The 13,446-nt window shown below is 72.3% G+C and carries 13 protein-coding genes; 9 read left to right on the plus strand and 4 right to left on the minus strand.

Annotated elements, in window-relative coordinates:
• Nucleotides 1-90 precede the first annotated feature (90 nt).
• The 7 genes from ACFWBT_RS03470 to serC all read left to right on the plus strand — a co-directional run bounded on the left by ACFWBT_RS03470 (nucleotide 91) and on the right by serC (nucleotide 7,097).
• Entirely contained in the window at nucleotides 91-1,941 is a 1,851-nt protein-coding gene (locus tag ACFWBT_RS03470) for an ATP-binding protein (protein WP_385695301.1), read from the plus strand.
• Complete coding sequence (locus ACFWBT_RS03475) at nucleotides 1,938-2,345, plus strand: roadblock/LC7 domain-containing protein (RefSeq protein ID WP_266759919.1); 408 nt, start codon at nucleotides 1,938-1,940, stop codon at nucleotides 2,343-2,345. The genes ACFWBT_RS03470 and ACFWBT_RS03475 overlap by 4 nt, the downstream gene beginning before the upstream one ends.
• On the plus strand, nucleotides 2,342-2,698 hold the full coding sequence (locus tag ACFWBT_RS03480) for a DUF742 domain-containing protein (protein ID WP_385695304.1): 357 nt from the start codon (nucleotides 2,342-2,344) through the stop codon (nucleotides 2,696-2,698). Before ACFWBT_RS03475 ends, ACFWBT_RS03480 begins: the two co-directional genes overlap by 4 nt.
• Nucleotides 2,679-3,317, plus strand: a complete 639-nt coding sequence (locus tag ACFWBT_RS03485; protein WP_385695307.1) for an ATP/GTP-binding protein — start codon at nucleotides 2,679-2,681, stop codon at nucleotides 3,315-3,317. Before ACFWBT_RS03480 ends, ACFWBT_RS03485 begins: the two co-directional genes overlap by 20 nt.
• Nucleotides 3,314-4,534 (plus strand): cytochrome P450, encoded by a 1,221-nt coding sequence (locus ACFWBT_RS03490; RefSeq protein ID WP_385695310.1) that lies wholly within the window; start codon nucleotides 3,314-3,316, stop codon nucleotides 4,532-4,534. Before ACFWBT_RS03485 ends, ACFWBT_RS03490 begins: the two co-directional genes overlap by 4 nt.
• Nucleotides 4,535-4,639: 105 nt before the next feature.
• The gene (locus ACFWBT_RS03495; protein WP_385695313.1) at nucleotides 4,640-5,863 is read left to right on the plus strand and encodes a cytochrome P450; all 1,224 of its coding nucleotides are present in this window, start codon (nucleotides 4,640-4,642) and stop codon (nucleotides 5,861-5,863) included.
• Nucleotides 5,864-5,978: 115 nt separating this feature from the next.
• Nucleotides 5,979-7,097, plus strand: a complete 1,119-nt coding sequence (serC, locus tag ACFWBT_RS03500) for a phosphoserine transaminase (RefSeq protein ID WP_385695316.1) — start codon at nucleotides 5,979-5,981, stop codon at nucleotides 7,095-7,097.
• Between the two features lie 84 nt (nucleotides 7,098-7,181).
• On the opposite strand, the gene ACFWBT_RS03505 is transcribed toward serC, so the two are convergent.
• Nucleotides 7,182-8,183 carry a WD40 repeat domain-containing protein gene (locus ACFWBT_RS03505; protein WP_385695318.1) on the minus strand — a complete coding sequence of 334 codons (1,002 nt, stop codon included), beginning with the start codon at nucleotides 8,181-8,183 and terminating at the stop codon, nucleotides 7,182-7,184.
• 291 nt (nucleotides 8,184-8,474) lie between these two features.
• Here ACFWBT_RS03505 and ACFWBT_RS03510 point away from each other — a divergent pair, with 291 nt between their 5' ends.
• Nucleotides 8,475-9,158 carry an SGNH/GDSL hydrolase family protein gene (locus tag ACFWBT_RS03510; protein ID WP_385695321.1) on the plus strand — a complete coding sequence of 228 codons (684 nt, stop codon included), beginning with the start codon at nucleotides 8,475-8,477 and terminating at the stop codon, nucleotides 9,156-9,158.
• Between the two features lie 47 nt (nucleotides 9,159-9,205).
• On the opposite strand, the gene ACFWBT_RS03515 is transcribed toward ACFWBT_RS03510, so the two are convergent.
• On the minus strand, nucleotides 9,206-9,988 hold the full coding sequence (locus ACFWBT_RS03515) for an SAM-dependent methyltransferase (protein ID WP_385695324.1): 783 nt from the start codon (nucleotides 9,986-9,988) through the stop codon (nucleotides 9,206-9,208).
• Nucleotides 9,989-10,142: 154 nt separating this feature from the next.
• On the opposite strand from ACFWBT_RS03515, the gene ACFWBT_RS03520 reads away from it, so the two are divergent.
• Nucleotides 10,143-11,135, plus strand: coding sequence for an aldo/keto reductase (locus ACFWBT_RS03520; protein ID WP_385695326.1), 993 nt, complete (start codon nucleotides 10,143-10,145; stop codon nucleotides 11,133-11,135).
• Nucleotides 11,136-11,268: 133 nt separating this feature from the next.
• Here ACFWBT_RS03520 and thpR read toward each other — a convergent pair whose 3' ends face one another.
• Nucleotides 11,269-11,859 carry an RNA 2',3'-cyclic phosphodiesterase gene (gene thpR, locus ACFWBT_RS03525; RefSeq protein ID WP_385695329.1) on the minus strand — a complete coding sequence of 197 codons (591 nt, stop codon included), beginning with the start codon at nucleotides 11,857-11,859 and terminating at the stop codon, nucleotides 11,269-11,271.
• Nucleotides 11,860-11,986: 127 nt separating this feature from the next.
• Nucleotides 11,987-13,351: an MFS transporter gene (locus ACFWBT_RS03530; protein WP_385695331.1), complete on the minus strand. Its 1,365-nt coding sequence runs from the start codon at nucleotides 13,349-13,351 to the stop codon at nucleotides 11,987-11,989.
• Nucleotides 13,352-13,446 lie beyond the last annotated feature (95 nt).

A 13,446-nucleotide genomic window follows, 5' to 3' on the forward strand; every position in this document is an offset into this window, starting at 1 on the left:
GAGCACCAGGTGTCGCTTCTCGCCCAGGACCGACCGAGGACACGACCGAGGACACGTTCTCCCCCCAGGAACACGACCGAGGACCGATTGATGACCCCGCCCCTGCCCTCCGGCGAACGACCCGCCCTGCGCGCCACCGCACCCGCCGCGCTGACCGCCGCCGTCCCGGCCGCGATCGCGGTGGTGACCGCCGTCCTGCTGGCCCCCGAACCGGCACGCGTTCCCCTCGCCTGGGGAACGGGCGCCGCCGCGGTACTGCTGTGCGTGGCCGTGATCGTGGCCGCCCGCGCCGTGCAGACCACGCGACTGGTACGCCGTCGCCTCGACAACGTGAGCCAGGACGCCGGCCGGCTCCTCCAGGAACGAGCCCGGCTGACCGAGGAGTTCAGCCAGGAGCGGGCCCGGCTGCTCGACGACGCCGCCCGCGAACGCGCCCGCGCGGCCGAGGCCGCCGCCCAGGACCGGATCCGCCTGACCGAGGCCGCCGCACGCGAACGCGCACGCCTCACCGAGGAGTTCGCCGCGGAGCGGGAACTGCTCACCGGCGACCGCGACCGGCTCACCGAGCGCAACGCCGAACTCTCCGAGCGCGCCCGGCAGGCCGCCGGCGACCGCGCCGCCGCGATCTCGGCGACCGCCAACGCGGCCGGACGCATGCAGGCGCTGTCCACCAGCATGCTCGCCGACCTGCGGGCCATGGAGGAGAGGCACTCCGACGAGGACGTCCTCGCCGACCTCCTCCACCTCGACCACCGCACCGCCCAGGCGGGCCGCCTCGCCGACTCCGTCGCCGTCCTGACGGGCGCGCGCTCGGGACGCCGCTGGGCACGCCCGATCGTCATGGAGTCGATCCTGCGCGGCGCCATGGGCCGCATCGGCGGCTACCAGCGCGTGCGCGTCCACTCCGCCAGCGAGGCCGCCGTCGCCGGGCACGCCGCCGAGGGCGTCATGCACGCGCTCGCCGAACTCCTCGACAACGCCGCCAACTTCTCGCCGCCGACCGCCGAAGTGCATGTGTACGTCGAGGAGGTCCCGGCGGGTGTCATCGTCTCCGTCGAGGACAGCGGCCTGGTGATGGGCGACGTCCAGCTGCGCCGCGCCGAACGCGCCGTCACCGGCGTCGTCGGGCCCCGGTCCGGGCTCGGCGGCCTCACCGGCACCCGTCTCGGTCTCTCGGTGGTCGGCCGACTGGCCCGCAAGTACGGCCTGAAGGTGTCCTTCCGGCCCTCCGCCCGCGGCGGCACCGGCGTCCTCGTCCTGATCCCGCAGGACCTCCTCACCCTGCCGAACCTCCCGCTCGGCACGGCCCCGGTCCCGGAAGAGCCCGCCCCGTCGGCCCCGACGGCCGTCGACGGCCACAGCTCCGCGCCCCGGTCCCGGGCCGACCAGGGATCGCCGGAGCCGGAGCGGCCGCAGGGCGCGCTGGAGACCCGGCCGCCCCGGGAAACCCCGGCGACCCCCGTGTCGTACGCCGCCGCCCGCGCGGGCGACGACCTCGACCCGGACCCCGTCCCGACCCACGACTCGCCCCGGCACGAGCAGGGCCCCGCGTCCACCGGCGGCCTGCCCAAGCGCCGTCGCGGACGCACCCTCGCCCACGCCGAGCGCAGCCGCTCGCACGCGACACCCCCGGCCGCCCCCGAACCGCGTACCGGCGAAGACCCCAAGACCCGGTCGGCCGCCCGCTTCGGCAGCTTCCGCCAGGCGGTACGCGGCACGGCGCCGGGCGCCCCCGACGCCGTACGGGCCGAAGGTCCCGCACCGGCCGAGGACCGGGTGCGGGCCGAGGACCACCGTCCGGACCCGCGGCCCGGACGCGCCGCCGACGACGAGCGCGGCACGGACGACCCCCGCGACGAAGCCGCCGTACGGGACACCGCCCCCGCCACGGCCAGCACCCCCACCCAGCATTCGTTCCCGGAAGGCGACACCACCCCATGACCGGCACCATCACCGCCGACGAGAAGCTCACCTGGCTCATCGAGGGCCTCCTTGAGCGCACCCCGGGCGCACGGCACGCGCTCGTGCTCTCCCGCGACGGCCTGAAGCTGTGCCGCACTCCGGAGCTGTCGGTCGACCAGGCCGACCAGCTCGCCGCGATCGCCGCCGGCATCCAGTCGCTGTCCCACGGGGCGTCCGTGGAGTTCGGCGACGGCAGCGGGGGCGTGCGCTCGGCGATGGCCGAGTTCTACGGAGGGGTGCTGTTCATCGTGGAGGCCGGCGACGGCGCGCACCTCGCCGTCGTCACCGCCGAGGACGCCGACGCCGGACTCGTCGGGCACAACATGAGCGAACTCGTGGAACAGCTCGGCGAGTACCTGAGCGCGCCTCCGCGGACGTCATGAGCCGTCCCGGCAGGGACGACGCGCCCGACCGGCTGTACACCCTCACCGGAGGACGCAGCCGGTCCGGACCCGACACACCCTTCGACCTGGTGACACTGGTGGTCGCCGAGTGCGATCCGGTGGTGGGCATGCAGTCCGAGCACGCCGCGATCCTGCGGATGTGCGAGCGGCCGACGGCGGTCGTGGAGATCGCGGCGGAGCTGAACCTGCCGGTGTCGATCACCCGCATCCTGCTCTCCGACCTGCTCTCCACGGGCCGCGTCAGCGCCCGTCACCCGCACACCACTGTTCCTTCCGGTCTTCCCGATCCCGACATCCTGGAGCAGGTGCTCGTTGGACTCCGTAACCTCTGACGCCCGTGCGCCCCTGTCGGCGTCGGCCGACAACGGCCTCAAGATCGTGATCGTGGGCGGCTTCGGCGTCGGCAAGACGACCCTGGTCCGCTCGGTCAGCGAGATACGTCCCCTCAACACCGAGGAGACGATGACGCAGGCCGGCGCGGCCGTCGACGACATCAGCGAGGTGCGCGGCAAGACCGCCACCACCGTCGCCTTCGACTTCGGGCGCATCACGCTGGACGCCCACAACGTCCTCTACCTGTTCGGCGCGCCCGGTCAGGAGCGGTTCTGGTTCCTGTGGGACCGGCTGTTCTCCGGCACGCTCGGAGCGGTCGTCCTGGTCGACACACGCCGTATCGACGACTCCTGGTACGCCATCGACCGGCTGGAGCACCACGGCACGCCGTTCATCGTGGCCTGCAACGACTTCGGCGGCCCCCCGCACACCCCCGCGCAGATCCGCGAGGCCCTCGACCTCGACCCGCACGTGCCGCTGATCGACTGCGACGCCCGCTCCCGGGAGTCCAGCAAGCGGGTGCTGATCACGCTGGTGGAGCACATCCAGTCCCTCTACGTCCGCCCCGGCGCCCCGGCCGAGGAAGGCGCCCTTCAATCCCCGGAGTTGGCGCTGTGACCCCCACACCCGCCCCCGCGCCCGTACCCCTGAGCGGACCACGGTTCCAGACCGAACCCGCCGAGCTGTACCGGGACATGCGGCGCGAGCACGGTTCCGTCGTACCGGTCGTCCTCGACGGCGACATTCCGGCCTGGCTGGTGCTGGGCTACCGCGAACTGCACCAGGTCACCGGCGATCCGCAGCTGTTCAGCCGCGACTCCGACCTGTGGAACCAGTGGGACCGCATCCCCGACGACTGGCCGCTGCTGCCGATGATCGGCCGCAAGCAGCCCTCCATCCTGTACACCGTCGGCGAGCGGCACCGCGAGCGCGCCGCGATGATCAGCAACGCCCTCGAAGCCGTGGACCCCTCCGAACTGCGCTCCCAGGCCGAGAAGTTCGCCGACGAGCTGATCGACGCGGTCTGCTCCAAGGGTGAGACGGACATCATCGGCGACTACGCGGCCCTGCTCCCCGTACGGGTCCTCGCCACGCTCTACGGCTTCGCGGACGAGCAGGGTCCGGGCCTGGTGACCGCCCTGAACGACATGATCAACGGGCGCGAGGGCGCGCTGGCCGGACAGCAGCATCTCGCCGCCTCCATGGCGCAGTTGCTCGCCGACCGCAAGGAGACACCGGCGAACGACGTCGTCTCCCGGATGCTCGCGGACGCCTCGGGCTTCAGCGAGGAGGAGATCGCCCAGGACCTGATGGTCATGATGGCCGCCGGTCACCAGCCGACCGCCGACTGGATCGGCAACTCGCTGCGTCTGATGCTCACCGACGAGCGTTTCGCGGCCTCGCTGTTCGGCGGCCGGCACAGTGTCGCCGAGGCCATGAACGAGGTGCTGTGGGAGGACGCCCCCACCCAGAACGTGGCCGGGCGCTGGGCCTCCCGCGACACCCAGCTCGGCGGCCGCCGGGTCCGCGCCGGCGACCTGCTGCTGCTCGGCCTGCAGGGCGCCAACTCCGACCCCCAGGTCCGCACCGACAGTTCCGCGCTCACCGGCGGCAACAACGCCCACTTCTCCTTCGGTCACGGAGAACACCGCTGCCCGTTCCCGGCACAGGAGGTCGCCGAGGTCATCGCGCGCACCGGGATCGAGGTCGTCCTGGACCGGCTGCCGGACATCGACCTGGCCGTGCCCGCCGCGTCACTGGCCCGGCGCCCCTCCCCCTGGCTGCGGGGCCTGACCGAGCTGCCCGTGCGGTTCACGCCCGTACCTGTCCTCTGAGACGCCGTTGCGCCCGGCCGGCACGCTGTCCGGCCGGGGTCCGGGGCTCTCCCCTGCCCCGGGAAGACGCAGTACTCCCACTTCAGCCCCTGGAGGCACCCCCGCATGACCACCGGTACCGAAGAGACCCGCATAGCCCTGGACCCCTTCGTCACCGACCTCGACGGCGAGAGCGCCGCGCTGCGCGCAGCGGGGCCGCTCGCCGCCGTCGAACTGCCCGGCGGTGTTCCGGTGTGGGCGGTCACCCACCACGCCGAGGCACGTGCCCTGCTCACGGACCCCCGTCTGGTGAAGGACATCAACGTCTGGGGCGCCTGGCAGCGCGGCGAGATCGCCCCCGACTGGCCGCTGATCGGGCTCGCCAACCCCGGCCGCTCCATGCTCACGGTGGACGGCGCGGACCACCGGCGGATGCGCACCCTGGTGGCGCAGGCGCTGACGCCGCGACGGGTGGAGCAGATGCGGGAGCGGATCTCGAAGCTGACGGAGAGCCTGCTCGACAACCTCACGGGGGAGGTCGTCGACCTGAAGGCCGACTTCGCCTACCCCCTGCCCATGTACGTCATCGCCGACCTCATGGGCATCGAGGAGTCCCGGCTGCCGCGCCTGAAGGAGCTCTTCGAGAAGTTCTTCTCGACGCAGACCCCGCCCGCCGAGGTCATCGCGACCCTCACCGAGCTGGCCGGGATCATGGCGGAGACGGTGGCGGCGAAGCGTGCCGAGCCGGGCGACGACCTGACCAGCGCGCTGATCCTGGCCTCCGAGGACGGCGACCACCTCACCGACGCGGAGATCGTCTCCACGCTCCAGCTGATGGTCGCGGCGGGCCACGAGACGACGATCTCCCTGATCGTCAACGCGGTGGTCAACCTCTCCGCCCACCCCGACCAGCGCGCCCTCGTCCTCGCCGGCGAGGCCGACTGGTCCGCGGTCGTCGAGGAGACCCTGCGCCACTCCACGCCGACCTCGCACGTCCTCATCCGCTTCGCGACGGAGGACGTCCCGGTCGGCGACAAGGTGATCCCGGCGGGCGACGCGCTGATCGTGTCGTACGGCGCGATCGGACGCGACGAGAACGCCCACGGTCCGACGGCGGGCGACTTCGACGTCAGCCGCACCAGCAAGAACCGGCACATCTCCTTCGGCCACGGACCCCACGTCTGCCCCGGCGCGGCCCTGTCCCGCCTGGAGGCGGGCGTCGCCCTCCCGGCCCTGTACGAGCGCTTCCCGGCCCTGGACCTGGCCGTCCCGGTGTCGGAGCTCCGCAACAAGCCGGTGGTGACCCAGAACGACCTGTTCGAACTGCCGGTGCGGCTGATCGCCGAATGAGCCGCGTCGCCGGAGGGGCCCGTCACGGCTCCTCCGGCGGCGGCCGTCAACCCGCCCCGTCTCAGCCGCCGGACGACGTTTCGACGGGGTTTCCCGGAACGGCTAGGCTCCCGGCGTGGCTGATATCCAGATCCCCGCTGACATCAAGCCCGCCGACGGACGATTCGGCGCTGGCCCCTCCAAGGTGCGGACGGAGGCTCTGGACGCGCTGGCCGCGACCGGTAGCTCTCTGCTCGGCACGTCCCACCGCCAGGCCCCGGTCAAGAACCTGGTCGGCAAGGTGCGTGAGGGCGTGCGCGAGCTGTTCTCCCTGCCCGACGGGTACGAGGTGGTCCTCGGCAACGGCGGCTCCACCGCGTTCTGGGACGTCGCGACGCACGGCCTGATCGAGAACAAGTCGCAGCACCTCACGTTCGGCGAGTTCTCCTCCAAGTTCGCGAAGGCGGCCAAGCTCGCCCCGTGGCTCGCCGAGCCGACCGTGGTCTCCTCCGACCCGGGCACGCACCCCGAGCCGGTCGCCGAGGCGGGCGTCGACGCCTACGCCTTCACCCACAACGAGACCTCGACCGGTGTCGCCGCCCCGATCAAGCGGGTGCAGGGCGCCGACGAGGGCTCCCTCGTCCTGGTGGACGCCACCTCCGGCGCGGGCGGCCTGCCCGTCGACATCGCCGAGACCGACGTCTACTACTTCGCCCCTCAGAAGTCCTTCGCCTCCGACGGCGGCCTGTGGATCGCGGTGTTCTCCCCGGCCGCGATCGAGCGCGCCGAGCGCGTCCACGCCTCCGGCCGCCACATCCCGGAGTTCTTCTCGCTGCCCACGGCGATCGACAACTCCCGCAAGAACCAGACGTACAACACCCCGGCCCTCGCCACCCTCTTCCTGCTCAACGAGCAGCTGGAGTGGATCAACGGCCAGGGCGGCCTCGCCTGGTCGGCGGCCCGGACGAAGGACTCGTCGAGCCGGCTCTACCGCTGGGCCGAGGACAGCAAGTACGCCACCCCGTTCGTGACGGACGCGGCCAAGCGCTCGCAGGTCATCGGCACGATCGACTTCGCCGACGAGATCGACGCCGCCGCCGTCGCCAAGGCCCTGCGCGCCAACGGCATCGTCGACACCGAGCCCTACCGCAAGCTCGGCCGCAACCAGCTGCGCGTCGCCATGTTCCCGGCGATCGACCCGGCGGACGTCGAGGCGCTGACCCGGTGCATCGACTACGTGATCGAGAAGCTGTAACCGTTCCTACGAGATCAGGGGCGTCCGGCGCGTGAACGTGCCGGGCGCCCCTTTTCCGTCGAGGAGCGGCCGTGCGGACGGCCCTCAGTCGCGGCGCAGCAGCCTCTTGAACCCGAAGACCACGGCGAGGAGGGCGGCGACCGCGATGGCGCCGATCTTCACCCCGCCGCTCATCGTGCCGCCGCTTCCGCCGTCGGCTCCGGAACCGCCGTCCTTGGAGGGCGACTTGGACTCCGCGCCGCCGGCCCCGGGCGCGCTCTCCGGCTGCACGGTGCTGTCCGCGCCCTCGCTGCCGTACATGAGCTTCGATCCGTCGGCGGTGTACGTGACGGACTCTCCCTGGCCCTGGAGGGGGACGTTCAGGCGGCCCGTCTTCTTGATCCGGCCGCCGTTCCAGTCGTAGGCGATGCCGCCGAAGTAGCCGCGTACGGCGAGCTGCCGGCCGTCGGGAGAGAAGGCGCCGTCGGTGACCCAGAGGTCGATGGTGGCGACGGGCTTGAAGACGTTCGTGGCGGAGGCGGAGAGCTCGGCGGGACCCTCGTACAGGTGGCCGCCGTCCTCGTCCTTGTCGGCGATGTAGACGCGCCCCGTCTTGGGATGCACCATCAGCGCCTCCGCGTTGCGGGGGCCGTCGGAGTACTTCACGACGTACTGGGTGGCACGGATCGTCTGGTCCTTGAGCACCTTGGGCTCGGGCAGCTTGTAGATCCACACGTGGTTCCAGGTGCCGCCGAGGTTGTCGCCGATGTCGCCGACATAGAGATCACCGTCGGGGCCGAGGGAGACCGCCTCGACGTCCCGGGGCGCGCCGACCCCGCTCATGGTGATCGTCGCGACGGTCCGGCCGGTCCTGCTGTCGACGGCGTACAGGTAGGCCCCGTCGTCGCTGTCGTTGTGGGTCCAGTAGATGCCGGGGTGGGCTCGCGAGGCGGCGAGGCCGCTGGACTCGGTGATCCGGGAGTCCTTGATGGTGAATCCCCCGTCCCCGTCGTCGGCGAGGGCGGGCGCCGCCAGGGCGACGACAAGGGCGGCTCCGGCAACGGCTCCGGCGGCGGCTCCGGAGAGGAACGAGGGCGATCGGCGCATGGCCCAAGCCTGCCATCCCACCGGTCCGTTCACGTCGGCCCCACCCTCCGCACGCCACGCAGACCGACCCCCGCGCCCCCATCCGGGCCCACCCGGCTACAACCGGTCCTACGGCCGCCGGCCCCTCGGCCCCGGGAGGCCCGCCTGCACCCCCGCGAACCCCGGCCGGCTCCACTCGACCCGCCGGCCCCCGTGAACCCCGCCGGACCCCCCGTAGGGCCCCGCGGCGGCGTGTCCAGCCTCACACCGTGACGGCGCATGGCACCCGGACCGATCGTCCATGATGAGCGGATGCTCAGGTTCATGCCCGTCGGCGACTCCATGACGATCGGTAGCGCGGGCGAACACACATGGCGTTACCGAATGTGGCAGCACCTGCGCGCGACGTACGGGGGCCCGTTCAAGATCGTCGGCCCGCGCGAGACGCTCTACGACAAGGCCACGGACTCCCCCGACTCGCACGAGTACGCGGACCCGGAGTTCCCCCGCGCCCACCTGGCCGGCTGGGGCGAGGGCTGGCTGCACATGGCGCCGCTGATCCGCGAGACGGTCCGCGCGCAGCGCGCCGACGTCCTGCTGGTCTCCCTCGGCCTCATCGACCTCGGCTTCTACACGAACGCCGTCCAGACCGCCGCGAACGCCCGCACCTTCGTCGAGGAGGCCCGCGCCGCGAACCCGCGCGTCCGCATGGTCCTGCTCCCGGTGATACCGAACGTCCGCGCCGAGTCCGACGCCCCCTTCGCCGCCGAGGTCGCCTCCTTCAACGAGCTGCTCGCCAAGACGGTCGCCGACCTCGACGAACCGCGCTCCCCGCTGCTGCTCGCGTCCCCGCCCCTCTCGTACGACACCACCTTCGACACGTACGACGGCACCCATCCGAACGCGAGCGGCGAGCACAAGATCGCGGAAGGTTTCGCGGAGGCGATGTACCAGGCCTGGGACCTGGGCGAGCCCTATACGGCCACGTCCGCCTGACCGGTTCCGGGCGCTGTCCGGTCACCGTGCGGGGCGGGCGTCCGGGGTCAGGGGCCGACCGGCCTGCGGGCGCTCAGCAGGGCGAAGGACAGGAAGGCTCCCGCGTCGGCGGTGAGCATGTCGATGACCGGCTGCTGGGCGGCGCGGCCGTCCGGCCGGTGCTCGGCGCAGGCGCGGGTCCACAGCAGCCAGTCGCGCCAGGCGTCCTGCTGGAAGCGCGCCGACGTCACCGTCACGAGTTCGGTGATCTCCCACTGGAACCGCCACCAGTCGGGCGTGTGCCACGCCAGGGCCTCCCAGCCGACCACGTCCTTGATGTGCGCCGGGATCGACCCGATTTCCCGGATCTCCCGGGTCAACGCGGGCGTGGCCACACCCAGTTGGCCGCCGGGCCGCAGGAACTTCACCAGGTACGGCAGATAGCCGTCCGCGGTGCCGAAGTACTCGAACGCGTCGACGCTCACGATCGCGTCGAAACTCCCTTCCTCGAAGGGCAGTTGATGGGCCTCGGCCCGGACCGCCGTCACCTCCCCGGCGACACCCGCCGCCGCGAGGACGGGTTCGACCTCCTCCGGCGCGACCCACCAGTCGGCCGCGACGACCCGCACCCCGTACTCCCGCGCGAGGAACACCGAGGTCGCCCCCTTCCCCGATCCCAGGTCGAGCACGCGCATGCCCGGCCGGAGGTCCAGATCGCGCGCCAGGTCCTCCAGCAGCCACAGCGGGTTCGGCCCCATGTCCAGGCCGAGCAGCCAGCCGGGGTCGTAGGCGGAGGAGCGGGGGTAGCGGTCCGGGCGGACGAGCGCGTCGAGCGCGGCGGGTCGGGTCACGGGCGACGAGCCAAGCGGATCGCCGGGCGCGGGGCAACTGGTTTTCCCCGAAGGGAAGTTCGGTCGCTCCGCGCAGGCCTTCGACACGAAGCTGCGCTCCGTCACCCGACCCGCTCTTGCCTAGAGCGCACTCCACCCCGTTGGCTGGTGAGTCATGAAGTACACACAGCTCGGACGCACGGGGCTCAAGGTCAGCCGGCTCGTCCTCGGCACCATGAACTTCGGACCGCAGACCGACGAGGCCGACAGCCACGCCATCATGGACGCGGCGCTCGACTCGGGTATCAACTACTTCGACACGGCGAATGTGTACGGCTGGGGCGAGAACAAGGGCCGTACGGAATCGATCATCGGAAACTGGTTCGCCCAGGGCGGCGACCGCCGCGACCGGACGGTGCTCGCCACCAAGGTGTACGGGAACATGGGCGCCGAGGGCGACGCGTGGCCCAACCACGACAAGCTCTCCGCCCTGAACATCCGGCGGGCGGTCGAGGCGAGCCTCAAGCGGCTCCAGACCGACTACATCGACGTCTACCAGTTCCACCACGTCGACCGGTCCACTCCTTTCGAGGAGATCTGGCAGGCGGTCGACGTCCTGGTGCAGCAGGGAAAGATCCTCTACGTGGGGTCCAGCAACTTCCCCGGCTACAAGATCGCCCAGGCCAACGAGATCGCCGCCCGCCGGGGCGGGACCATCGGCCTGGTCAGTGAGCAGTGCCTCTACAACCTGGCCGAGCGGCGCGCCGAGATGGAGGTCGTCCCGGCCGCGCGGGAGTACGGGCTCGGTGTCATCCCCTGGTCGCCGCTGCACGGCGGACTGCTGGGCGGTGTGATCAAGAAGGAGGTCGAGGGCGGCCGCCGGGCGAGCGGCCGGTCCGCCGACGCCCTCGCCAACACGGCCGTACGCACACAGATCCAGGCGTACGAGGACCTGCTCGAGAAGCACGGCCTGGAGCCCGGCGAGGCCGCGCTGGCCTGGCTGCTGACCCGTCCCGGTGTCACCGGCCCCATCGTGGGCCCGCGCACGGCGGAGCAGCTGGAGTCGGCGCTGCGCGCCGTGGAGCTGGAGCTGTCGGAGGAGGTCCTGGAGGGTCTCGACGAGATCTTCCCGGGGCCGGGGCCGTCCCCGGAGGCGTTCGCCTGGTAGCGGCGCGACCCGCCCGGCGTCCGGCGGTGGTGGTCGCTACCCGACCGCCGCCGCCAGGGCCACGACGACGAACATCAGCACGAGCACACCGGCCATGATCCGGTTTCGGGTCTTCGGGTTCACGCCACCGAGGTTAACCGGCTGCCCGGCCGGTCCCGTCGCCCGCCCCCAGCGGCATGCTCACCAGAGTTTCGTAACGTGGCTGCTCACCGGGGACTCCCGACGTCGGCAGGTTGCTGCGGACGAGACACAACTCACCCACCGTCCAGGGCCGCCCGGCAAAGGTGTCCAGGGCGGCGACGTACGGCTTGAAGTCGGCGGAGTCGCGGCTGCGGGCCACCGTCAGGTGGGGCCGGTAGCGGCGGTGCTCCTCCATCTCGACGCCCGCCTTGCGGCCCGCCGCCTCCGCCCGGCCGGCCAGCAGCCGCATGGTGTCCGTGTCCCCCGCCGCCCCCACCCACAGGGCGCGCCCGCCGAAGTGCCCGCCGCCGCGCAGGGACAGCGGGAACGGGCCGGTGCGACGGGCGGCCCGGGTCAGCCGCTCCGTGAGGTCCGCGGCCGTGTCCTCGGCCACCTCTCCGTAGAACGCGAGGGTGAAGTGCCAGCCGGGGCGGCCCGTCCAGCGCAGCGCGTCCGCGCCCGGCTCCCGCCGCAACGCGTCCACTTCCGGGGCGAGTTCACGCACCGCATCGGCCGGGGGCAGTACCGCCGCGAAGAGTCTCATGCGGCCAGCCTTCCAGGGAACGGCGATCAGCACACGGGAGCGGGCGAGGCGGCCGGCGGCCCGGCCGGCCGGGTGACGCGGGAGGCGGCCGGCCGCGCGAGCGGACCGACCGCCTCCAGGGCGTCTCTCACACCGCGGTGGCCAGCTGCTCCTCGCTCCGCGCGCGGGGGACGAAGCGGACCCGGGGGTGGCCGTGGTGCCAGCCGAGGGAGATCCGCAGGCCGCCGAGGCGGGCCAGGACCAGCCCGATCGTCGTCGCCGCCGTCATCGAGACCAGTCCGCCGAGCGCGAAGCCCACCCGGGGACCGTAGGCGTCGGTGACCCAGCCGACCAGCGGCGCGCCCAGGGGCGAGCCGCCCATGAAGACCATCATGAACAGCGCCATGACGCGGCCGCGCATGGCCGGGTCGGTGGCCATCTGGACCGAGGTGTTCGCAGTGACGTTCACCGTCAGGCCGAAGATGCCGATCGGCACCATCAGGAGCGCGAACAGCCAGAGCGAGGGTGCCGTCGCCGCCACCACCTCAAGGGCGCCGAAGGCCATCGCCGCCGCGATCAGCACGCGCAGCCGGGCCGTGCCGCGCCGGGCGGCGAGCAGCGCGCCGGCCAGCGAGCCGACCGCCATCAGGGTGTTGAAGAGGCTGTAGGCCCCGGCGCCCGCGTGGAAGGTGTCGTCCGCGTACGCCGACAGCCAGACGGGGAAGTTGAAGCCGAAGGTGCCGATGAAGCCGACGAGGACGATCGGCCAGATCAGTTCGGGGCGCCCCGCGACGTACTGGAGGCCTTCGCGGAGCTGGCCCTTGGCGCGCGGTGCCCGCTCGACGGCCTGCAGTTCGCGGGCGCGCATCAGCAGCAGGCCCGCGACGGGGGCCACGAACGACAGGCCGTTCAGGAGGAAGGCCCAGCCGGTGCCGACGCCGGTGATCAGCAGGCCGGCGACGGCGGGGCCGACCAGGCGCGCGGACTGGAAGTTGGCGGAGTTCAGGCTGACCGCGTTCTGCAGCTGGCCGGGGCCGACCATCTCGGAGACGAAGGACTGGCGTGCCGGGTTGTCGACGACGGTGGCCAGGCCGACGGCGAAGGCGGCGAGATAGACGTGCCAGACCTGGACATGGCCGGAAAGAGTGAGGAAGGCGAGCGCGAGGCCGGTGAGGGCCATCGCCGTCTGGGTGACCAGCAGCGTGGGGCGCTTGGGCAGGCGGTCGACGAGGACACCGCCGTACAGCCCGAAGAGCAGCATCGGCAGGAACTGGAGCGCGGTGGTGATGCCGACGGCGGCGGAGGAGCCGGTCAGGCTCAGGACCAGCCAGTCCTGGGCGATGCGCTGCATCCAGGTGCCGGTGTTGGAGACGACCTGCCCGAGGAAGAACAGGCGGTAGTTCCGGATCTTCAGCGAGCTGAACATCGAGGACGAACGGGGGGAGTCGTGGGCGGCTTCGGAGTCGTGGGTGGCTGGTGCGGGGGCGGAGTGTGCTCCGGGTCCCGAACTCAAAAGGGCTCGCCTCCAGGGCAGTCGTGGACGTCGGCGTCGTGGGGGGCGTCGGCGCTTGCGGGGAAGGGGGTGGCCCTCGCGGATCGGGGATCGGC

Source organism: Streptomyces sp. NPDC060027 (assembly GCF_042737005.1).
GTDB lineage: Bacteria > Actinomycetota > Actinomycetes > Streptomycetales > Streptomycetaceae > Streptomyces.

Bases quoted from the DNA above. Each gene is read 5' to 3' on its own strand.
- ACFWBT_RS03505 (WP_385695318.1), bottom strand. From the start codon at position 8,183: ATGCGCCGATCGCCCTCGTTCCTCTCCGGAGCCGCCGCCGGAGCCGTT.
- ACFWBT_RS03475 (WP_266759919.1), top strand. From the start codon at position 1,938: ATGACCGGCACCATCACCGCCGACGAGAAGCTCACCTGGCTCATCGAG.
- ACFWBT_RS03520 (WP_385695326.1), top strand. From the start codon at position 10,143: ATGAAGTACACACAGCTCGGACGCACGGGGCTCAAGGTCAGCCGGCTC.
- thpR (WP_385695329.1), bottom strand. From the start codon at position 11,859: ATGAGACTCTTCGCGGCGGTACTGCCCCCGGCCGATGCGGTGCGTGAA.
- ACFWBT_RS03480 (WP_385695304.1), top strand. From the start codon at position 2,342: ATGAGCCGTCCCGGCAGGGACGACGCGCCCGACCGGCTGTACACCCTC.
- ACFWBT_RS03470 (WP_385695301.1), top strand. From the start codon at position 91: ATGACCCCGCCCCTGCCCTCCGGCGAACGACCCGCCCTGCGCGCCACC.
- ACFWBT_RS03510 (WP_385695321.1), top strand. From the start codon at position 8,475: ATGCTCAGGTTCATGCCCGTCGGCGACTCCATGACGATCGGTAGCGCG.
- ACFWBT_RS03495 (WP_385695313.1), top strand. From the start codon at position 4,640: ATGACCACCGGTACCGAAGAGACCCGCATAGCCCTGGACCCCTTCGTC.